Annotated in this window: 18 protein-coding genes and 2 pseudogenes; 11 read left to right on the top strand and 9 right to left on the bottom strand. The window is 63.8% G+C overall.

The window, feature by feature from the left end:
* The first annotated feature begins 86 nt into the window (after positions 1-86).
* On the top strand, positions 87-1,382 hold the full coding sequence (locus QZT63_RS19460) for a pilus assembly protein TadG-related protein (protein WP_290653640.1): 1,296 nt from the start codon (positions 87-89) through the stop codon (positions 1,380-1,382).
* Between the two features lie 21 nt (positions 1,383-1,403).
* Here the strand turns inward: QZT63_RS19460 and QZT63_RS19455 are convergent, their stop codons facing one another.
* Together QZT63_RS19455 and QZT63_RS19450 are read right to left on the bottom strand one after the other, a co-directional pair.
* Positions 1,404-2,315, bottom strand: coding sequence for a helix-turn-helix domain-containing protein (locus QZT63_RS19455; RefSeq protein WP_290653638.1), 912 nt, complete (start codon positions 2,313-2,315; stop codon positions 1,404-1,406).
* 175 nt (positions 2,316-2,490) lie between these two features.
* Positions 2,491-4,002, bottom strand: a complete 1,512-nt coding sequence (locus QZT63_RS19450; protein WP_290653636.1) for an amidase — start codon at positions 4,000-4,002, stop codon at positions 2,491-2,493.
* A gap of 190 nt (positions 4,003-4,192) precedes the next feature.
* Here QZT63_RS19450 and QZT63_RS19445 point away from each other — a divergent pair, with 190 nt between their 5' ends.
* Together QZT63_RS19445 and QZT63_RS19440 are read left to right on the top strand one after the other, a co-directional pair.
* Positions 4,193-5,755: a BCCT family transporter gene (locus tag QZT63_RS19445; protein WP_290653634.1), complete on the top strand. Its 1,563-nt coding sequence runs from the start codon at positions 4,193-4,195 to the stop codon at positions 5,753-5,755.
* Positions 5,752-6,231, top strand: coding sequence for a hypothetical protein (locus tag QZT63_RS19440; protein WP_290653632.1), 480 nt, complete (start codon positions 5,752-5,754; stop codon positions 6,229-6,231). The genes QZT63_RS19445 and QZT63_RS19440 overlap by 4 nt, the downstream gene beginning before the upstream one ends.
* Positions 6,232-6,250: 19 nt before the next feature.
* Here the strand turns inward: QZT63_RS19440 and QZT63_RS19435 are convergent, their stop codons facing one another.
* Together QZT63_RS19435 and QZT63_RS19430 are read right to left on the bottom strand one after the other, a co-directional pair.
* Positions 6,251-7,015 carry a CoA transferase gene (locus QZT63_RS19435; RefSeq protein WP_290653642.1) on the bottom strand — a complete coding sequence of 255 codons (765 nt, stop codon included), beginning with the start codon at positions 7,013-7,015 and terminating at the stop codon, positions 6,251-6,253.
* Positions 7,016-7,126: 111 nt separating this feature from the next.
* A pseudogene (locus tag QZT63_RS19430) lies at positions 7,127-7,644 on the bottom strand (CoA transferase); the annotation flags it as partial.
* A 922-nt stretch (positions 7,645-8,566) separates the two neighbouring features.
* Between QZT63_RS19430 and crtY the strand changes: the two are divergent.
* Genes crtY through QZT63_RS19415 form a run of 3 tightly spaced genes read left to right on the top strand, consistent with a single transcriptional unit; the run spans position 8,567 to position 12,184 of the window.
* Positions 8,567-9,742, top strand: coding sequence for a lycopene beta-cyclase CrtY (gene crtY, locus QZT63_RS19425; protein WP_290653630.1), 1,176 nt, complete (start codon positions 8,567-8,569; stop codon positions 9,740-9,742).
* On the top strand, positions 9,739-11,244 hold the full coding sequence (locus tag QZT63_RS19420; RefSeq protein ID WP_290653628.1) for a phytoene desaturase: 1,506 nt from the start codon (positions 9,739-9,741) through the stop codon (positions 11,242-11,244). Before crtY ends, QZT63_RS19420 begins: the two co-directional genes overlap by 4 nt.
* Positions 11,245-11,248: 4 nt before the next feature.
* A complete protein-coding gene (locus QZT63_RS19415) occupies positions 11,249-12,184 on the top strand; it encodes a phytoene/squalene synthase family protein (protein ID WP_290653626.1) in 936 nt (311 codons plus the stop codon).
* Between the two features lie 339 nt (positions 12,185-12,523).
* Here the strand turns inward: QZT63_RS19415 and QZT63_RS19410 are convergent, their stop codons facing one another.
* Genes QZT63_RS19410 through QZT63_RS19395 form a run of 4 tightly spaced genes read right to left on the bottom strand, consistent with a single transcriptional unit; the run spans position 12,524 to position 16,196 of the window.
* On the bottom strand, positions 12,524-13,024 hold the full coding sequence (locus tag QZT63_RS19410; RefSeq protein ID WP_290653624.1) for a sterol desaturase family protein: 501 nt from the start codon (positions 13,022-13,024) through the stop codon (positions 12,524-12,526).
* A gap of 30 nt (positions 13,025-13,054) precedes the next feature.
* Positions 13,055-14,269 (bottom strand): ABC transporter permease, encoded by a 1,215-nt coding sequence (locus QZT63_RS19405; RefSeq protein WP_290653623.1) that lies wholly within the window; start codon positions 14,267-14,269, stop codon positions 13,055-13,057.
* Positions 14,266-15,213, bottom strand: coding sequence for an ABC transporter ATP-binding protein (locus QZT63_RS19400; RefSeq protein ID WP_290653622.1), 948 nt, complete (start codon positions 15,211-15,213; stop codon positions 14,266-14,268). Before QZT63_RS19400 ends, QZT63_RS19405 begins: the two co-directional genes overlap by 4 nt.
* Positions 15,210-16,196 (bottom strand): polyprenyl synthetase family protein, encoded by a 987-nt coding sequence (locus QZT63_RS19395; RefSeq protein WP_290653621.1) that lies wholly within the window; start codon positions 16,194-16,196, stop codon positions 15,210-15,212. Before QZT63_RS19395 ends, QZT63_RS19400 begins: the two co-directional genes overlap by 4 nt.
* A 559-nt stretch (positions 16,197-16,755) precedes the next feature.
* Between QZT63_RS19395 and QZT63_RS19390 the strand changes: the two are divergent.
* Positions 16,756-16,962 (top strand): annotated as a pseudogene (locus QZT63_RS19390) (IS630 family transposase); the annotation flags it as partial.
* Between the two features lie 7 nt (positions 16,963-16,969).
* Here the strand turns inward: QZT63_RS19390 and arfB are convergent.
* Positions 16,970-17,389: an alternative ribosome rescue aminoacyl-tRNA hydrolase ArfB gene (gene arfB, locus QZT63_RS19385; protein WP_290653620.1), complete on the bottom strand. Its 420-nt coding sequence runs from the start codon at positions 17,387-17,389 to the stop codon at positions 16,970-16,972.
* Positions 17,390-17,623: 234 nt separating this feature from the next.
* Between arfB and QZT63_RS19380 the strand changes: the two genes are divergently transcribed.
* The 4 genes from QZT63_RS19380 to QZT63_RS19370 all read left to right on the top strand — a co-directional run bounded on the left by QZT63_RS19380 (position 17,624) and on the right by QZT63_RS19370 (position 19,689).
* The gene (locus QZT63_RS19380; RefSeq protein WP_290653619.1) at positions 17,624-18,304 is read left to right on the top strand and encodes an SDR family oxidoreductase; all 681 of its coding nucleotides are present in this window, start codon (positions 17,624-17,626) and stop codon (positions 18,302-18,304) included.
* 68 nt (positions 18,305-18,372) lie between these two features.
* On the top strand, positions 18,373-18,867 hold the full coding sequence (locus QZT63_RS19375; protein ID WP_290653617.1) for an alcohol dehydrogenase catalytic domain-containing protein: 495 nt from the start codon (positions 18,373-18,375) through the stop codon (positions 18,865-18,867).
* 47 nt (positions 18,868-18,914) lie between these two features.
* Positions 18,915-19,145: a zinc-binding dehydrogenase gene (locus QZT63_RS20220; protein ID WP_366637629.1), complete on the top strand. Its 231-nt coding sequence runs from the start codon at positions 18,915-18,917 to the stop codon at positions 19,143-19,145.
* Between the two features lie 148 nt (positions 19,146-19,293).
* A complete protein-coding gene (locus tag QZT63_RS19370; protein ID WP_290653614.1) occupies positions 19,294-19,689 on the top strand; it encodes an NnrS family protein in 396 nt (131 codons plus the stop codon).
* The last annotated feature ends 205 nt before the right edge of the window (positions 19,690-19,894 follow it).

The following is a 19,894-nucleotide window of genomic DNA, read 5'->3' as shown; positions in this document are numbered from 1 at the left end:
CAGTTCCTCATCGTCCCCGGCTTCATCGCGGGGATGGGCGGCGGCATCAACCTGTCATCCACCACTGTCATGCGAGCGGAGTAACCATGCACCAGAACATTTACCAAGGAACGGGTTTGGGGGCGCGCGGGCCACGGCATCAGCGGGGGGCCTCCCTGGTGCTGATGGCGATCTCGCTGGTGGTGCTGTTCGGCTTCGGCGCCCTGGCGCTCGACGGCGCCAATCTGTATGTGGCGCGCAATGAGCTGCAAAACGCAGCCGATGCCGCCGCCCTCGCCGGTGCGCGCGTGCTCTACGTGGATGACGGCTCCATGGTGAACGCGGGCGCCAACCAGGTCGCTTACGACACCGCCGTCTCCAACAACAGCCAGGGCACAGCGGTGGAGGTGGCCAGCGTCGAGCGCGGGCACTGGAGCTTCACCACCCAGACCTTCACAGCGAACCCGTCCCTGGAGCCTGTGGACCTCTTCGACGTATCCACGGCCGAGCTGGACATGAACCTCGATTTCATCAACGCCATCGAGGTCGTCACGGAGCGCCGGGCCACCCCAGTGCAGGCGTTCTTCGGTTTTGTCCTCGGCTTTACCGACTATACCGTCTCAGCCCGGTCCGTTGCCTACATCGGCTTCGCCGGATCCCTGCGCCCGGAGGATGTCGATCAGCCGATCGGCTTGTGCAAACAGGCGCTCACATCAGGCGGTGAATACGACTGCAGCGTGGGACGCTTCATCCCCAGCTCGCAGTCGAACCAGACCATGTCCGAGACCGGCGGCTGGAGCTCGTTCTGTCAGGAGGGCGCCTGCCAGGGCGGCACCAACACCTCGGAGCTGCGGCCACTCGTGTGCGCCGACGGCAATCCGAACGAGATGACCTTCGGCGAGCCCCTGGCCACCCTCGGCGGGCAATCCCAGGCAACATTCAACGATCTATACGACTGCTGGGTCGAGGAGACCGGCCAGCAAGGGCTGTGGAACATGACCTTGCCGGTGATCGACTGCCCCGACGGCAACGTGGGCCCCTGCAATGACCTGGTGGGCGCGGTCAACGTCAATATCGCCTGGATCGTGGATCAAGCCAACAACATCGATGCCGATGCCCCCTACCAGATGGAGCTGCCGCCCGAGGACAGCGACGGCGAGTCACCCGGCACCTGGTCCAACGATTCGGACGACGGCATCGAGCGCTGGGACGATTTCGTGGAGACGTTCAACATTCGCAAGCCGGACGGGACGCTCGCCACATGGGACGACGACCCGCAAGAGCGGGGATGGAAGCAGAAGACCATCTATTTTCTCCCGGACTGCTCGTTCAGCGAACCCATCGGCCAGACCGGTGGCGAGAACTTCGGGGTGCTGGCGCAGATCCCCGTGCTGGTGGACTGATCGCACGTTGCAGCGAAACAGCTAATTCCGCGAGCGGGACCGCCTGTCCAGAAGCCCCTGAGGCAGGCGTTCGGGTCCAGCGCCCGCCCCGCTCGCGGACATTGCCGCCCGGGAATCCGGTTGCTGACCGGCAGTGCAGGGTCTGACCCTCTGGCGGTATTGAGACGGCGTCTCGCCCACGTAACGGTGGAATGTGCGCGTGAAATAGGACAGGTCGCGAAAACCGACGCTGTAGCACACATCCGACACCGAGGCGCCCGGGTGGCTGAGCATGGCCTTAGCAGCGGTGATGCGCGTTTGCAGCACGAACTCCTGAAACGTCAAGTCGTACTGGCGCTTGAAGAGACGGCTGAACTGAAACGGCGTCAGCCCGCAGAGTTCCGCCACCCTCCCCTGGACGATCTTCGTGTCCAGATTCCGCTGCACGTACGACACAGCCAGTTCCAGGGCCCCATGCTTGTCCGGCCCCCCGCTCCCGCGGATACGGAGCTCCGAGGGCATGGCGTTAAGGGGCATCAGTGGACCGGTTAACGGACGCTGCCCCCTTCCGGGCGCCGACTGGACGGTGGACAAGGCGTTGAGCACCGAGAGGAAGCGCTCGAGATCCACCGGTTGTACGAAGTAATCCCACACCCGCGCGCGAAACGCCCAGACTGCGAGCGATTCCGAATGCGCTTGGGTAATCATGATCAACGGAACGGACGGGATGCGCTCCTTCGCCTGGCGCAGCTCCGCGAGGCCCCGCGCGTCCGGGTAGTCGAACTGGAAGCAGGCGACCAGTGGATTCTCCTGCTCCATAACGGGTAGCGCGTCTTCCCCCCGGGCAATTTCCCGGACTTGGTACCCGTTACTGACCAGGGCCTTAAGGTATTCGGTGTTCGCGGCCTCCTCGAAGTTCCGCGCGACAACCAAGACACGCCAGTGCGCCTCCATGCGCCCCCCATTGTTCCCTGTCCATTGACGTTTTCTTGTCGGCCACCATCCCTTGGCGCCGGTCTTCCGTGGCACGATCGGTCTATTGCCACGCCACCTCCCTTCGATTCTCAAGCAAGCGGGCCTCCGATACAAGCAGGGATTGATCCGGATGCCCGCCGTGCCCTCCGGACTATCAACCTGCCGCCACCTGATAGGCATGGGCTGCCCGCAGTACGGTCGCCTCCTCCCAGCGGCGTCCCACGAGCATCATCCCCACCGGCAAACCCCCGGAGAGCCCCACCGGCACGCTCATGGCGGGGTGCCCTGTGACGTCGAAGGCCGCCGTGTTCTGAAGATTTCCCAATGCGCCGGCGAGAATGCTGCCCAGGCTGCGGTCGGCGGGGCATCGAACGGCCTTCATGGCGGTAGTCGGCAGGAGCAGCAGATCGTATTGCGCCAGCACCCGGTCGTATTCGGCACGCAGCCGACGACTGAGATTCTGCGCCTTGCCGTAATAGTGGCGGTTGTACTCTTCCGACATGTAATGCCCGGCGAGCACGGTGACCTTGACGGTATCGCTGTAGTCGCGCCCCCGAGCCCGCCGCGCCCGGCCGTAGAAGTCCATGAGATCGGTGCTGTAATGGCCGCGCCAGTTGGTGCCGTAGGCATCGCCGCGGACCATCAGCTCCGTGGCGCCCTCGAAGGCGATGGCGCTCCAGATGGCCAACCCATCCGCATGCATGGGTACCGACACCTCGGACGCGGTGGCGCCGGCACGCTCAAGCACACTCACTGCCTCACGCACCGCGGCGTCCACATCGGACTCGCTGGCACCGGGGATGCCAAAACCCTCCCGCAGGACACCGATGCGCACGCCGTCAAGACTCTCGCTTAGCGCCTCCGTGTAACGGGCGGTCTGTACGTCGTACTGCCGCGGATCCAGTCCGTCGGCGCCGGCGATGACCTCAAGCATCCGTGCGCAGTCCTCTGCTGTGCGCGCCATGGGGCCGACGTGATCCAGCGTGATCTCGATGGGGAAGATGCCGGTATAAGGCACCAGGCCATGGGTGCCCTTGAGCCCATAGCAGCCACACCAGGAGGCCGGCAGCCGGATGGAGCCCCCTTGATCCCCGCCCAGCGCCATGTCCACTTCCTTGTTGGCAACGACAGCCCCACTACCGCTGGACGATGCCCCGGGCAAATGCTCGGCGTTATGGGGGTTGACGGGTTGGGGTTCCGGGTAGCCGGTACAGCCCCCGCCATCGAAGCAAAACGCCGGCACGGCGGTCTTGCCGATGATGTGCGCACCGGCATCCAGCAGGCGTGTCACCACCGTCGCGTCCTCGCGCGGCACGTAGCCCTCCATAATCGGCGAGCCGTTCAGCATGGGGATTCCAGCCACGGCGATGTTGTCCTTGATCGCGACGGTGCGCCCGGACAACGGCCCCTCGCCGGCTCCGGGGACTGAGCACTTCCAGCTCCAGCCATTGACGGGGTTGTCCGCACCCACCGGCCGATGCCCAACACAGGCCCGCGGGTATTTCACCGGCAGCAGCTCATCGGGCAGCTCGTCCAGCCGGTCGTAGACGGCCATGGACGCCGCGATGGCGGATTCGAACTCCTCAAGCGCCTCGGGTGAGAGGTCGAAACCGTAGTAATCGGAGATGGACTCCAGCGCATCCTGATTGGGTCGCTTCACGCTCATGGGGGACGGCCTCCTGTAGATCGCGTTCAGGTGCAGCCGCACTCCCGCGGCGGGGTGATGCTGTGTCCTCGCTTGAGCATTGCAAACACCCGAAGCCTGTCAACCTCTCTGCCGTGTTGATTTCGATCACCGAGCGAGGCATGGTCGAGTGTTCCCGTAAGCGGACGACTGTAAGGCGGTGTCCTGGGCCATGAACCCCAGAGTCTTTTTCCCCTCGGCCGGTCTCGTGTTGGCGCTGGTCATCGCCGGTGCGGTGTGGACTGAGCCTGTCGGCGACGCGATCGCGGCGGTGCAGCAATTCCTTACGCTGCAGTTCGGTTGGTTTTATACGGCCGTGGTCGGCTTACTGCTGGTGTTTGTCCTCGCGGTGCTGGTGCACCCGAACTTTCGTCGGCTGCGCCTGGGTCCGCCGGATTCGCGCCCGGAGTACACGTACCTCTCCTGGTTCGCCATGCTGTTCTCCGCGGGCATGGGCATTGGGCTGTTGTTCTACAGCGTGGCCGAGCCCGTGCTGCATTACCTGGAGCCACCCCGGGGAGAGCCCGGCACGGTGGACACCGCCAACGAGGCACTGCGGCTCACCTTTTATCACTGGGGGCTGCACCCCTGGGCGATCTACATCATTGTCGCCCTGTCCCTGGCGTTTTTCTCCTATCGCCACGACCTGCCGCTATCGATACGCTCCGCGCTCTACCCGCTGATCGGCAAGCGCATCAACGGCATCGCCGGCGACATCATCGATACCCTGGCCGTGGTCGGGACTCTGCTCGGCGTCGCGACTTCCCTTGGGCTGGGCGTCATGCAGGTGAACGCGGGGCTGGAGCACGTGGGGCTGATCGAGGTCTCAACGCGCAACCAGATTCTGCTGATCGTCGGCATCATGGGCATCGCCACGGTATCGGTTCTCAGTGGCCTGAACAACGGCATCCGCGTGATCTCCCGGGTCAACCTGTTCCTCGGCGCCGCCTTGCTGGTGTTCGTTGCCGCGGTGGGTCCAACGGTGGTGATCCTGTCCGCCCTGCTGCAGACCTTCGGCACCTATGTTCAGGGCCTGGTGGAGCTGACGTTTCGGACGGATATCTTCCGCGGCCGCGAGTGGCAGGCGGATTGGACACTCTTTTACTGGGCCTGGTGGATCGCCTGGTGCCCCTTTGTCGGCATGTTCATCGCCCGGGTCTCGCGCGGGCGGACAGTGGGCGAGTTCATCATGGGCACGCTCCTGGTGCCGACGGGCTTCACATTCGTCTGGTTATCCGTCTTTGGAGCCACCGCCCTGCACCAGGAGATGCTCGACTCGGAGCTGGGGGCCATTGTGCAGGCCAGTGAATCCCAGGCACTGTTTGCCATGCTGGAGACCCTGCCCATCGCCGCCATCACCGTTCCGCTGGCAACGGTGGTGATCGTGGGCTACTTCGTGACGTCCGCCGACTCCGGGGCGCTCGTCATGAATATCCTCGCCTCCGGTGGCGATCCGAACCCACCACTGTTCCAGAAACTCTTCTGGGCCGTTCTCACCGGTGCGGCCGCCGCCGTGCTCCTGGTCGCCGGCGGGCTCCAGGCGCTGCAGACAGCGACGCTGACAGCGGCACTGCCGCTGGCGGTGGTGCTCCTGATCATCGCCTGGGGCCTGTGGACGGCGTTCCGGGCCGATGCCTATCAGGCACACGAGGTGACCCCGATGCCCGAACCCCCGATCCAGAAGCTGGTCCGTTATCTCGACGAGCGCCGCGGGAGCCAAGGAGGTCGCCGTTGACTGCCGACGACACCCGCCGCAGCGAGCGCCGCAACACCTGGCTGGAGCGCGTGCGCAAGGTGTTGCGCCGCAAGGAAACAGTGCGCGACCCGGACCGGGCCGCACAGGCCGAGATAGCCGCCGGCGAGGCGCTTGCGCACTGCTTTCGGGAATCTGTCCTGCCGGCCCTGGGTGCGGTGCGCGACCGGCTGAACGAAGAAGGCTATGCCGCCACGGTCGAGGCGCAGGACCGCCAGGCTCGATTAACGGCCGTCCGGGATGAGGCCACCTATTGCGTCTATCAGGTGGAGGGGCGGCTGTACCACAAGCCCGCGTTCGCCTTTCCCGCCCTGCATGGCAAGCCCGACCGGCCTCAGTACGCCTGCCTGCACATCGAATGCGAGGGCCAGTCCCAGGAATGGGACATTCGCCACTGCAGTTATGAGGCGCTCTACGAAGACGCCCTCGGGAAATGCCACCGGTGGCTCGAGTGGTAGCCGCCCCACCGCGCCGTTTTCAACTGGGCAGGTATTCCCTGCTCCAGCTCTCGCTGATTGCACCGGCTTCGAGCATGGCTTCGATCTCGGCGTCATCATAGCCGAGTTCCCTCATGACGCCGCGCGTCGATGCGCCGTATTTTTCCGCGGGCGCCAGCGCGGAAACCCTTCCGCGTACCGGACGCACTGCGTAGGGATCCAGCTGGGTAACGGTATGCCCGCTCGGATGATCCTCGTAGATCGAGAACGAATAGCTCCCCCGGGATGTTCCCGGTGTGCCGTCCGCGAGGTGGCTGTTATGGGCGCGGATGGTGTCGAAACGCTCGGTGTCGGCTTCGTAGGCGCTCAGCAGCACGAAACGGCCGGAAGACGTGCCATAAAAGCGTGAAAGCTCGTCGTAACCGTGCACCTCGCGCCCGGCCGGCTCGTCGAAGGGCCCGCGTTTTTCATAGTCATAACAAAACGGGATCTGCGCCAAACCGCTCAGCGCGGACAGCGAAGTGCGCGGCCGCCCCGTACGCCCGGTCTTGAGCTTCTGGTAGAGCGCGGCCGCTATGACGAGCGCGCCACCGAATCCACACATAACGTCGATCGTACCCACGTGAGCGTGCTCTTCGGGCGTCTCCATCGAGCCACCGAAACGCGTCATGATCCCCGTCGTGGTGGCCTGTACCAGATCGTCATAGCCCAGATAGCCGGTGCGCGGCCCCCGCCCGTCCTTGCACTTGTAGGTGCGGTAAGAAGGGTCGAGGAGTTGCTGCAGATCCTCGTAGGAGAGGTTCATCGGCAGCCCCTCGGAATGGCGGTGCTCGATTTCCTGCTCACGCTGGGTTTTGTAGCGCTCGGGATAGTCTTCGATCTTGATAGAGTTGTAGCAAAGCCCTTCCATCACGGAGGCTGCCAGCGGCACCTCGATCTGATCGCCCAGCCCAGTGCGCTCGCGCGCCTGCAGAGCCAACACCGTCGCTGAGGCTGCCAGCATGGTGCCGTAAGCCGAGGACAATGGAAGAGGAGAGAATGATGGATTGATCCCCATCAGCACTCGATTCAGACCCATATCCGTGAAAACGCCGGAATTGGCGGCGATCACGCTTTCGTAAGCGCGCCATTCGCGGCGCTATACGTCATTGGAGGCAAAGCCGGTGATGGAGATCGTGATCAGCTCCGGGCGCGCTTTTCGCAGTTCGGCGAAATCGATCCCGAGCCGGGCCATGACGCCCGAACGAAAGCTTTCGACCACGATGTCGGCCTCCTCGATCAGCGCAAGGGCCTGTTTCAGCCCCCCGATGTCTTGAGATCGATCTGCACGATCAACTTATTGCGGTTCAGCGTGGCGTTTGCCGGACTGTCCCAGAGTGGACCCGAGGGCGGGTGAATGTGCACGACCGTCGCGCCGAAATCGGCGAGTATCATCGAGACAGCGGGTCCGGCTATATATTGACCGAAGTCAACGACCTTAACATTGGACAGTGGAAGCAGGATGCTTGTATCAGCGGCCATCATAGTCATCCTGTGCTGTGGTCGTCTCAATCCACGGACGGTGGTGTGGCTACAGGCCGCCCTTCTATCGGGGCGCTGTCACGGGCTTCGTTCTTCACCAGCAATTCCCGCAGATTAACAGGGGGCATGTAATATCAGTTGTTTACGATACATTTGCGCGATAGCTTCTCGCAACATAAGCTAGGCCACTGAATCCCCTCAGTGGAGTGCTGCGCATGGCCGCCCCTCTACCGAAACTGCGCCAAGACCTCTCCATGCCGGGGCTCGTGGCGAGCGAGCGCAGGTGCTTCGCCAAGCTCGAGGATCCGCGCCGGCGTCAAAGCAGTGTACGCCACACGCAGCGATACGCTGAGCGCGGCACTGGCGATGTTCTCGGTGAAGTACCCCTCGCTGCTGCAGTTCGATCGCGGTCTCCACGACGATGCGGTGGTGCGCCATAATCTGCACGTAAGCGTCCCGCTGGGAGGTCCCCCTCGGCGTTTGGGCCGGCGGCATCACAGTGTGTGCACAGACGGCGATCAATCGCCTCGAGCAGAATCCGCAAGGCCGTGTCGAGCGCGCCCGGTTGGTGATGCAAGCGCCAGCGAAGGCGCTTGGGCAACGACAGAACCCACTGGCGCAGCGCCCCACGGGCGGCAAGACGTGGTCGGCGAGATGGGCCGCCGTCTCGGCCATATGGAGGCCTATTCTCGGCGCGTACCCGACCACAGTGGTGTGATGCATTAAGCTTGCTATTCAATGGAATCGAACTTTCCTCTGCGTAAAGTCTCTGTGTGAACACGCGGGCAAATCAGCCGATACTCGGTCTTCATGCACTCGGGCAGGCGAGCACCCATTGGTTAAACCGGATCTGATACTTGCTGGAGGGGGGCTGGCCAACTGCCTGATCGCCTGGCGACTCGCTGTGCGGCGGCCCGAAATCAAGGTGCTCATCCTTGAGCGCGATCATCGTCTCGGGGGCAATCACACCTGGTCCTTCCATCGCAGCGATCTGGATGCGGCGCAGAACGCCTGGGTCAGCCCCATGGTGGCTCACGACTGGCAGCACCATCAGGTGCGCTTTCCGCAACGGACTCGGCAAATCGCTGGCGCGTACCGCAGCGCCACGTCGGATCGACTGCACCATCATTTAATGGAGAGCGGCATTGCCAAGGTGCGCTTCGGGGCGGAGATATCCCAGGTTGCCTCTGATGCGGTAAGGCTTGCGGACGGGACCCTGCTTGAGGCTCGCGCGGTAATTGATGGCCGCGGGCAACGGGATAATCCGCATCTGGTGCTCGGATTTCAGAAATTCCTGGGCCTTGAGGTGGAGTTGGACGAAGCCCACGGGCTGTCCGGTCCGGTGATCATGGACGCCACGGTTTCCCAGGCTGACGGGTACCGCTTTGTCTACGTCCTTCCTTTCGGCGCACGACGCCTGCTTATTGAGGATACGCGTTACAGCGATGGCGCCGATCTTGACCGTGCGGAGTTGCGCGACGCCGTAACCGCCTATGCTCAGGATCAGGGTTGGCGTATCGCGAGGGAGCACCGCGAAGAGCGTGGTATTCTTCCCATCCTGCTTGCAGGCGATCTCGACGCGTACTGGAATACCGGCGAGAAGGGTGTGGCACGCAGCGGTCTGGCCGCGGCGTTGTTTCATCCCACCACCGGGTATTCCCTGCCTTTTGCGGTCCGCCTGGCCGACGCCATCGCCGAGCATGAGGACCTTTCCGCTCCCGGGCTTCATGCCCTGACCTATGCTCACGCCGTGAACGTCTGGCGGGAGACCGGCTTTTTTCGCCTTCTGAACCGTATGCTGTTTCGAGCGGGCATACCGGAACGGCGATACCTGGTGCTCCAGCGCTTCTACGGTCTGTCTGAAGCTCTGATAGCGCGCTTCTATGCCGCACGACTGACTACCGCCGACAAGATCCGGCTTCTCGCCGGCAAGCCTCCGGTGCCGATATTGCCGGCGCTGGCCTGCCTGTCCGAACGTGCACTGTATCGCCGTGAATCGAGGAGCCAATGAATAAAGAGAAGAAAGCAGTCGTCATCGGCTCCGGGTTCGGCGGGCTGGCGCTGGCCATTCGCCTACAGACGAACGGGTACCAGACCACGTTGTTGGAAAAACGCGACAAGCCCGGCGGGCGCGCCTATGTGTACGAAGACGACGGTTTTGTCTTTGACGGCGGCCCCACGGTGATTACCGACCCATCGGCCCTGGAAGAGCTCTTCACTCAGGCCGGGCGGTCTCTGTCCGACTACGTGGAGCTGCTGCCGGTGGATCCGATGTACCGGCTTTGCTGGGAGGACGGGGACGTTTTCGATTACACCAACGACCAGGCAGCACTGGAGAGGCAGATCGCCGCCAGGTCTTCCGATGACGTGGCTGGTTACCGGCGCTTTCTGGAGTTTTCCAAAAGTGTTTTCCAGGAAGGCTACATCAAGCTGGGCGCGGTTCCGTTTCTGGATTTCCGAAGCATGATCCGGGTGGCGCCGCAACTGGTGAAGCTGCAGGCTTACCGCAGCGTCTACAGCGTGGTCTCCCGCTATATCCGCGACGACCACCTGCGCCAGGCCTTTTCCTTTCACCCGCTGCTGGTGGGGGGCAACCCGTTCAGGACCTCCTCCATCTACGCGCTGATCCACGCCCTGGAGCGGGAATGGGGCGTGTGGTTTGCCCGCGGCGGCACCGGTGCGCTGATCAACGGCCTGGTTCGGCTGTTCGAGGACCTTGGCGGAACCGTCCGGCTCAACGCCGAAGTGGACGCGATCACAGTCCGCAACAACCGGGCCACGGCGGTGCGCACCGTCGACGGCTGGAGTGCTGAGGTAGACGCGGTGGCCAGCAATGCCGATGTTGTGCATACCTACAAGCACCTGATGCGCGATTCCGTCCGCGGTCCGGCGCAGGCAAAGAAGCTGGAGAAACACAGTTTCAGCATGTCGCTGTTCGTGATCTATTTCGGCCTGAAAAAAGTGCACCCGAACCTGCAACACCACATGGTGCTGTTCGGGCCGCGTTACCGCGAGCTGATCAAGGACATCTTCGACGGACCGGATCTGCCCGATGACTTTTCCCTGTACCTGCATGCGCCCACCATCACGGATCCGTCCCTGGCCCCAGAAGGGTGCAGCGCCTACTACGTGCTCTCGCCAGTGCCGCATCTGGGCAATGCGGACATTGATTGGGACGAGGTCGGTCCGAAATATGCCGACCGCATTCTCGATTATCTGGAAGAACGCTATATTCCGGGTTTGCGCGAAGATCTGGTGACCATGCGCCTGCTGACGCCCTTCGGTTTTCGGGATGAACTCAACGCCCATCTGGGTTCGGCGTTTTCCGTGGAACCGGTGCTCACTCAAAGCGCCTGGTTCAGGCCCCACAACCGGGACGACAGCATCGCGAACCTCTATCTGGTGGGAGCGGGAACCCATCCGGGCGCAGGTATCCCCGGAGTGGTGGGGTCGGCCAAGGCCACCGCCGCGCTGATGCTCTCGGATGCTGGCCTGAGTCGGGAGGCGGGATAGCGTCATGGATGCCGTCGCCCTGCAAAGTCGCGCCCAAATCGAGAAGGGTTCCAAGAGCTTTGCCGCGGCCGCGCGCCTGTTCGACGCCGACACCCGGGACAGTGCCTCCATGCTCTACGCCTGGTGCCGTTACTGCGACGATGTGATCGACGGACAGGTCCTGGGGTTCGCCGACCAGGCTCCGCAGTCGCACACTCCCGAGGCACGCCTTGCCCTGTTGCATGAACGGACCACCAGCGCCTATCGCGGCGAGGCCACGGATGACCCAGTGATGCGCGCCTTTCAGCGCGTTGCCCACCGGCACGCCATTCCCGAATCATGTGCTCTGGATCTGCTCCAGGGTTTCCGCATGGATGTGGAGGAGTTTCGCTATCGGACCATCGACGAGACCCTGACCTATTGTTACCACGTGGCTGGCGTGGTGGGCGTGATGATGGCCATGGTCATGGGTGTGCGCGATGAGGAAACGCTGGATCGGGCCTGTGACCTTGGGTTGGCCTTCCAGTTGACCAACATTTCCCGGGACGTGCTGGAGGATGCAGCCATGGGCCGCTGTTACCTGCCCGAGGACTGGCTGCTGGAGGCCGGGGTGGATACCCGCCATCTGGAGCGCCCGTCAAATCGCGACGGGCTGGCGCGGGTCGCCCGCAGGCTGGTGGGCGAGGCGGAGCCCTACTACGACTCGGCGCTCACCGGTCTGTCCCGGTTGCCGTTCCGTTGCGCCTGGGCCATTGCCGGCGCGCGCGGTGTGTACCGTGCCATCGGCAGGGATGTGCACAGGCTCGGGCCGGCAGCCTGGGATCGCCGCGTCTCCACATCGCGGGGTCAAAAAGTCCGCTTGCTCATGCTCGCCGGCGTTCAGGCGGCAGCGGCGCGGACCCTCGGCCGTTGGCGCACTCCTGCGCCGCGCGTCGGCCTATGGACGCGTCCCGGCGGATGACGCATCCGCCGCGTGTGCCCGCGGTCGCTGCCACCAGGGCACGCCGGTTACCGCCAGCTGATGGCAACGTCTCATGAAGCAGGCGAACCAGGGCAGAAAAGCCGACGGATGCGCTGCGTCGAAGTGTCCGGATCGTCCGCCGCGCCCACATGCCGGTGATGGTCGAATTGTGCCGCCTTCAGGGGCTCCCACGGAAACGCCGCGTATAACTACAAGCAGAGGCGCCCCACACTGCGGCAGGAGCAGTACCGACAAAATAGATCGCCAGCCAACTGCCCAGGATCAACAGACCCAGCGGCAGGCCGGCCCCGCTGCGTTGCTGCGAGGCGCGGGAAGCGGTCACTCTTTGCTCCGAACGACGGCACGTCCGCTGCGGATATTCTCCTTCAACTGCCTCCGGATACTTTTAACAGGAGGAGCGAACAGGAAGCCGAACGAGACGCAGCCATCCCTGCCGTGCACCGCGTGGTGCAGGCGATGTGCCTGGTAAATGCGTTTCAGATAGCCCTTGCGGGGGGTGTGGCGAAACGGCCAGCGCTTGTGCACCAGACCGTCGTGAAAGACGAAATACAGAAAACCGTAGAGCGTGGCGCCCATGCCGACCCAGTAGATCGGACTGTAATCCGCAGACCCCAGCAGAATCATGATGATGGCCACGCCCGCGAACACCACCGCATAAAGGTCGTTCTTCTCCAGCGGACCGCCGCCTGGCTCATGGTGGGAGCGGTGCCAGCCCCAACCCCAGCCATGCATCACGTAGCGGTGCGCGGCCCAGGCGAAGACTTCCATGGCAACCACCGTTGCCAGCAGAATCAGGGCATTGATTACCCAGGTGGACATTGTTCCCCTTCTCCCATGGTTGCGCCCGTGTCAGGCTCGTGCAAGTCGCTTTGAAAGGATTAACGCAATGGCCAGCGCCACCAGCCCGATGCCCGCCAGCACCGCCCAGCGCAGGGCCAGCAAGTCCAGCGACTCGCCGCGCCAGAGTATGCCCTGATAGGCCTCGATGGCCCACGCATTGGGGGTCAGCCAGCCCAGCTCCTGGAGCCAGGGCGGCATCATGAAACGCGGCACCATGCTGCCGCCCACAGCGGAGAGAATCAGGACGAAGAAGCTGGACAGCGTCTGCGCCTGCTGGCGCGTGCTGCAGGCGGCGCTCAACGCCAGCGCCAGACCGGCCGCGGCGGTGGCCGCCAATACGGTGGTCAGCAGCCAGGGCGCAAAGTTCCCGGGCAGATCCAAACCGTATCCCAGCCAGGCCACGACGAAGATCAGCCCCACCTGCAGACTGCCTTGCAGGGTCAGGAACAGGAACTTGCCGGTCACCACCACACCTGTTCCTCCTGGGCCGAGCAGCAGGCGGTCCACGACGCCGGATTGCCGCTCTTCAATCAACGTCGCCGCGCCTTGCATGGCTGAAAACAGCAGGAAAAGGATGGCCACGGCGCCGGCGTAGTAGTTCACAGCGCCGTCGGCACCGCCTTGTGCACCCCCCCGTGGACCAAGTTCTTCCAGACCCACAAGGCTGGGTCGCTTCGCGGTAAGATCCGTCGCCGACTCAATCCCTTGCCCAAGGCGTTGTTGTTGCTCCGGTGTGAATTCGCCGATCAGCTCCCGGGCCACAGCCAGTGAGCGCTGCAGGGCCAGCTCCGGCAATGCCGACTCCATGGCTGCCCGCACCTGCCCCAGTACCATGGCAGCCGCCATGGCGCGGCCCTGGTCTCCGATGATCAGGATCGGCGGATGATCGGTGTCGGGTTCGCCCTCCAGGTTTCCCCGAATAACGATGCCAGCATCGGCTGATGCATCGCGCACTGCGGCGCGCACCGATGCCTCAGACGCGTCCGGTGCCTGGGAAATGCGCAGACCGGCCTGATCTCGCAGGGCATCGCCGAGTTTCCGTGTGGCCGGGGTTTCCACCGTGTCGGCCAGGTGTACGCGCAGCTCCAGTGCATCACCGCTGGTGCCGGAGAAGATCGCCGCGAAGATGACGAAAATCGCCGGAGGCAACAGAAACGCCATGGCCAGGGCGCCGCGGTCCCGCAGCAGGTTGAGGAACATGACGCGGAAGATCGCGAGAGTCACGCCGCAGCCTCCTGGCCGGTCAGCTTCAGGAACAGGCTGCTCAGGTCGGGCATGCGCAGGCGCAACTCCCGGATCTCCATGCCCTCGCCCAGCAATCGCTCGGAGAGCCTCTCGGCACTGTCGTTGTTGGCGCTCTGAAGCCCTGCCCAGGTGGAGGATGTGCGCGTGGGTGACAGGCCTTGCTGGCGCAGCCAGGCCGCCTTGCCGGAATCGGGCGATTGTTTCAGGACGACAACAATTTCCCTGGCATCACCGAAATGTTGCCGTAGCAGCGCGTCGGGTGACCCTTGTTCCGCCAGCCGCCCATGGAGCAGAAAGCCCACCCGGTCGCACAGCACTTCCGCCTGCTCCAGATCGTGGGTAGTCAGCAGGACGGCCATGCCCGCGGCGCGCAGGCCGCGCAGCACCTGGTGGATGGAGCCGCGGGCATCCACGTCCACGCCCGCCGTGGGTTCGTCCAGAATCAGCAAGCGGGGTTTGTGCACGATGGCGGCGGCAATGTTCACGCGGCGCTGGTAGCCCCCGGAGAGCGTGCGTACGAGGTCATCGGCGCGGGGGCTCAGCATGGTGGATTCCAGCACCTGGGCGACCGCCGGCTTGATCTCGCGCCGCGGAACGCCGGCAAGGCGGGCGAACACCTCCAGGTTCTCCCGGGGCGTGAGATGGCCGTAAATCGCCAGCGCCTGCGGCACGAGCCCGATGCTGTGCCCGGCGGCACCAGCGCTCATCGGCACGCCATCCAGACGGATTTGACCCGATTGCGGGCTGATGCGCCCGCAAATGGCCTTGATCAGCGTGGTTTTGCCGGCGCCGTTGGGGCCGAGGAGGGCGTAGAGTTCGCCCGCGGCGAGATCCATGTCCACGCCGTTGAGTACCTGCCGCTCAGGCCAGCGGAAATGCACCCCATCCACCCGCAGCGTTGGCTCCGCACCCGCGACGGTCACTGCTTACTTGCTCCTGCGAACAGGGTTTCGACGAAGGTGCGCAATACGGGTTGTTCGGACGGACACGCGTCGGCGGAGGCCAGAGCGAGTTTCAGGTACTGAAGCGCCATGGCGCGGGCGCCGTCCAGCCCGTTGGTGCTGGCGGCAGTGAATCTGCGACTGTCCTTGCCCACGTCCTTGCCGGCATCGGTGGCGCTGGCGGACTGGTCCAGCACGTCGTCCATGATCTGAAACGCGCAGCCCAGGTGGCCGGCGAACAGTCTCAGTTCATCCAGACGGTGATCATGGATGCCGGCGACCCGGGCGCCCGACTCAACGGCAAGCACAAACAGGACGCCGGTCTTTTCAAAGTTGATCTGCTTCATCTTGCCGGCGCTGTCGGCGGAGGTGCGCTCATGCAGGTCCCGTGTCTGCCCGGCCACCAAGCCGTCGGTGCCGATGGCGCGCTCCATCAGCCGTACAAGTTCCAGTTTGACTTCAGGCTCAAGGTCTTCCAACGCCGCCAATGTGCCATAGGCGCGGTTCAACAGCGACACGGCGGTCAGCATCGCCATGTCTTCGCCGAAGGCTCGGTGGGTGGTGGACTGGCCGCGGCGCAGTGTTGCATCGTCCATGGAGGGGAGGTCGTCCAGCACCAGTGACGCGGCGTGTACCATTTCGATGGCACAGCCCACGTCCAGGGCCTGCCGAGGGTCTGTTCCGAAGTGCGCAGCCGAGGCCATGGCGAGCAGCGGGCGTATGCGCTTGCCGGGGGCCAGCAGGCTGTAGCGAATGGCCGCATTCAGGCGTAACGGGGGCGTCTCCGGCAAAGCTATGAGCGCGGACAAGCGGGTGTCAATGGCATGCCGAAAGACGTCAAGGTTCAGTCCGGCGATGCTTGAATGTTCCAGAAACCGGAGGCAACTCAACTCGTCGGTCCCTTCAAGCGTGTGCTCGTGGGGCTGAATCGATGCCCCGGCCCGATTCGGCCCCTCACTGCCCACCCGCGGTCTGGCGCCCTCTCTGACCGAACGTCCAATGGGATGACAGCCCCCAATCCGGAATCAATGCTGATAACCATAGATCACGCTATTTTTCGATTTTTCTTCCAGACCAATTAGGACTACGTCTGTTTCCGGAGGTTCACCGGGGGTTCGATTGTCATTCGCACTTCTGGTGCCAGACCCAGTTTTTCCGCCTCTGCGGCGAAGAGTTCCAGTGCATAGGTGGCGGGAGTCTGGGGGAACGTGAGAACGCCTCCGGGTACCGTTTCTGCGGCCGCTACGGGCCGTCGGCGGCAGCAAGCGGTCCTGCTTGCCAGCCGCAATGCATGGTCGGACCCCGCGATGTTCCCCGGTGGCGGCCCGCTTTCCGACCACCTGGCAAGCCGGTACCGTCACCGCCACGGGTGGATTCTACCATGTAAGGACTGGAAGCAGCCCTGGAGTGCAAACAGCGCACGCGGCCACCGACGGAGCCGCTCCTCGACGGGGAGAAGGAGGCTGAAAAGGCGTTCCCCCCGCCGAGGCGCGCCACCTGCTCGACCATCTGGAAATCCACGACACGCCCAAGCATGGCAGTTGGCTCGACGTCACCGAAATCGAGTTAAGCGTCTTCACCAAGCAATGCCTCAACCGCCGGATCGCGGACATCGAGACGCTCCGCGGCACGGCAACGGCTCGGGCCGAGCGCCGCAATGCCGCGCAAGCCGGGGTCGACTGGCAGTTCACAACCGACGACGCGCGTACCAAACTCAAGCGGCTTTACCCGCACATTTTCATTCCGCGGGGCCGGGGCCACGGCGCAGCGTTTTTGTTTGTCCCCGTCGTTTTTTGCTTTCCAGGCGGCGTCGTTTGGCACCGCGGCTCGGCCCCGTTGGCTTGCGTTTGCGGGGCACAAGCGTAGCGCCGTGGATCAGTTCGCGTAGCCGCGCCAGCGCCTCTTCGCGGTTGCGGTTGAGGCTCCGGTACTTCTGCGCCTTGAGCACGATCACGCCATCACGGGTGATCCGCTGATCGTTGCTGTCACCGAGACGCTGCTTGACCTCGTCCGGCAACGACGAGGCCTGAATGTCGAAACGCAGGTGTACCGCGGTGGCGGCCTTGTTGACATGCTGACCACCGGGCCCCTGCGCACGCACGGCATCGAGCTGAATCTCGTCCAGCGGGATGGCAATCGAAGGTGTGATTCGCAGCATGGCGCGGACACTATAGCAATCATGATTCCTGTCGACACTGTTGCGCGCGGGTGTGGTCCAGCACCCCGGCGGGCCATTTGTTCACTGTTGTAAGCGCCAGACGCCGAGCGCCAGGCAAGCACACGGCCCAAGAGCAGGGTAAACACTGAGCTCCGTGGTCCTGTATCCCGCCTTGCACCTCGCCCGGCATGATTGACACAGTGCCATCAGTTCCAGACACGGGAGGAGACGGTTATGGCGCTTTCTCTTGAAGGCAGGCGCGTACTGCTCACGCAGGCGGATACGTTCATGGGACCTGCCCTGCACGAGGTTTTCTCGGAACTCGGAGCCGAGGTGGTGGCCGACAATCAGTCCTTGAACGCTCCGGAGACTCCGGCGGCCATTGTGGGGAAGGCCGGGCCCGTCGATATTATGCTTGCGCATCTTGCGGTACCTGCGCCGCAGACATCGGCAACCGATGTGGAAGACGCGGAATTCCTGGACCTCTTTGACCACATGGTCTATCCGTTGCCTCGGCTGGTGCGTGCAGTGCTGCCGCAAATGATCGAGCGTGGGGCCGGCAAGATTCTGGTGTTGGGCAGTGCCGCGGCGCTGCGAGGCCAGAAGCGCACCTCCAGCTACAGCATGGCGCGCGGTGCGCAACTGGGCTACGTTCAGGCGGTGGGCGTGGAAGTCGCCAAACACAATGTACAGGTCAATGCCATAGCCCAGAATTTTGTCGACAATCCCACCTATTTCCCTGAAGACGTCAAGAACAATCCGAAATTTCAGGAACGGCTCAAGCGGGAGGTGCCGCTGGGTCGGCTGATTGCCGCGAGAGAGGATGCCATGTTCGCGGCCTCGCTGTGCAGCGATGAAATCGGGTGTTTCGTGGGACAGGTATTCCCGGTATGCGGGGGCTGGGTAACCCGCTAATGAAGTGATTGAACTTGACCTTGAACTTGAATCTCGCTTGGTGCTCGGTACGTTGAAGAAGTCTGATCGTGAAACGCATCGTCATACATCGCCCGGGCAGCTATGACCGGCTGACAATGCAAGGGCATCCAGACCCGGAGCCGGGGCCGGGTGAGGTGCGCATCGCCGTGCGGCACATTGGCGTCAATTACGCCGACTGCGTGGTGCGGATGGGCCTGTATACCTCTGCTCGGCGGTTTGTGGGGTGGCCGATCACGCCCGGTTTCGAGGTCTCCGGGGAGGTGGATGCTCTCGGCGCCGGCGTGGACGATTTTGCCGTCGGTGTCCCGGTCATTGGGGTGACCCTATTCAACGGCTACAGCTCGTGCTTGGTGTTGCCAAGGGCTCAGGTTTTCCCCGTTCCGCACGGGCTGGGGACAGCGGAGGCCGCCGGTATCCCCACGATATTCCTCACCGCCTGGTTCGCCTTGCACGAACTGGCTCATGTACGGCCCGGGGAGAAGGTTCTGGTGCATGCCGGGGCCGGAGGGGTCGGCAGTGCGGCGGTCGGCCCAATTATCTGAAACTCCTCCGAGACTGGCTGCTGACACCGCGGTTCAATCCGTTAAAGTTGACGACCGAAAACCGCAGCGTGCTGGCGTTCAACCTCAGCTTTCTGGCTGATCGTCACGATCGGCTGGTGCCGGCCATGGATCGCATTCTCGCGTTGTTCGGGGAGGGTCGGTTGCAATGTCCGCCTACGACTCGCTACCCATTTTCAGAGGTTGCGTCGGCGCACAGGGACCTGGAATCGGGAGGAACAGTCGGCAAATTGGTGCTAGAGGTGCCACCGTCATGGTGAGACGGCGAGCAAGGGTTACGCCCGGACGCCATTGCTGAAACAATGCGATAGACAGCTACAGCCGTCTTCGACTCCGATGGCGCGCTCGATGCCCTGAGCAAGGAGATGGTGGCGCTGGCGGTCGCGGCCCAAATTCCGTGCGAATGCGGTGCGCCTGGCGCGCTGGCGTCTTTGGGCGGCCACTGGCCGCCCGGACCTCTGGTGCCTTGGGATCGGCTACGGCTGGCTGGCAGCCGCCCTCGCTCTGCTGGCGCTGTCCTGGGTCACGCCCTTGCTCGCCCAGGGGACCGCCACCCACGCAATCACCGTCGGTGCCCTGGGCACGCTCACCACCGGCGTCGTGGCACGGGTGCGCCTCAACCGCGCCAGGCAGGACCCGGCCGCAACACGCACCATCCCGCTCATGGCGCTGCTGATCGGAACCGCCGCGCTGGTTCGAGTGATCTTGCCCGCGCACGCCCCCGCGCTCGCTCTGGCCAGCGGCCTGTGGACCCTGGCCATGGCCGCTCTGGTCGTCGTGTTTCTGCGAGTCCCGGCTCGGTAAACTGCCCACGGCGGAATGCTTCTTGAGGTGCATCAAGTTCCCCGACAACCGCCGTGGCTACCATCGGAGTCCACCGGCGGTGGGTCTAGTGTCCTGTCCCGCAAATAACGTTACGATTGTCGCGGCCCTGACGGCCCCTGGCGGCGTTGCGCCTCCTCGCCGTAGTCCCCGCTACGCCTCGTCGGCGCGCCTTGCCAGGAACCGT

The organism is Aquisalimonas sp. (assembly GCF_007120195.1).
In the GTDB taxonomy this organism is placed as follows: domain Bacteria; phylum Pseudomonadota; class Gammaproteobacteria; order Nitrococcales; family Aquisalimonadaceae; genus Aquisalimonas.
Note: the sequence above shows the minus strand (reverse complement) of the source record. Positions and strands in the feature narration are given on the sequence as shown.

Bases quoted from the DNA above. Each gene is read 5' to 3' on its own strand.
- QZT63_RS19380 (WP_290653619.1), top strand. From the start codon at position 17,624: ATGGCGCTTTCTCTTGAAGGCAGGCGCGTACTGCTCACGCAGGCGGAT.
- QZT63_RS19450 (WP_290653636.1), bottom strand. From the start codon at position 4,002: ATGAGCGTGAAGCGACCCAATCAGGATGCGCTGGAGTCCATCTCCGAT.
- QZT63_RS19415 (WP_290653626.1), top strand. From the start codon at position 11,249: ATGGATGCCGTCGCCCTGCAAAGTCGCGCCCAAATCGAGAAGGGTTCC.
- QZT63_RS19420 (WP_290653628.1), top strand. From the start codon at position 9,739: ATGAATAAAGAGAAGAAAGCAGTCGTCATCGGCTCCGGGTTCGGCGGG.
- QZT63_RS19455 (WP_290653638.1), bottom strand. From the start codon at position 2,315: ATGGAGGCGCACTGGCGTGTCTTGGTTGTCGCGCGGAACTTCGAGGAG.
- QZT63_RS19445 (WP_290653634.1), top strand. From the start codon at position 4,193: ATGAACCCCAGAGTCTTTTTCCCCTCGGCCGGTCTCGTGTTGGCGCTG.
- QZT63_RS19460 (WP_290653640.1), top strand. From the start codon at position 87: ATGCACCAGAACATTTACCAAGGAACGGGTTTGGGGGCGCGCGGGCCA.
- QZT63_RS19435 (WP_290653642.1), bottom strand. From the start codon at position 7,015: ATGAACCTCTCCTACGAGGATCTGCAGCAACTCCTCGACCCTTCTTAC.
- arfB (WP_290653620.1), bottom strand. From the start codon at position 17,389: ATGCTGCGAATCACACCTTCGATTGCCATCCCGCTGGACGAGATTCAG.
- QZT63_RS19410 (WP_290653624.1), bottom strand. From the start codon at position 13,024: ATGTCCACCTGGGTAATCAATGCCCTGATTCTGCTGGCAACGGTGGTT.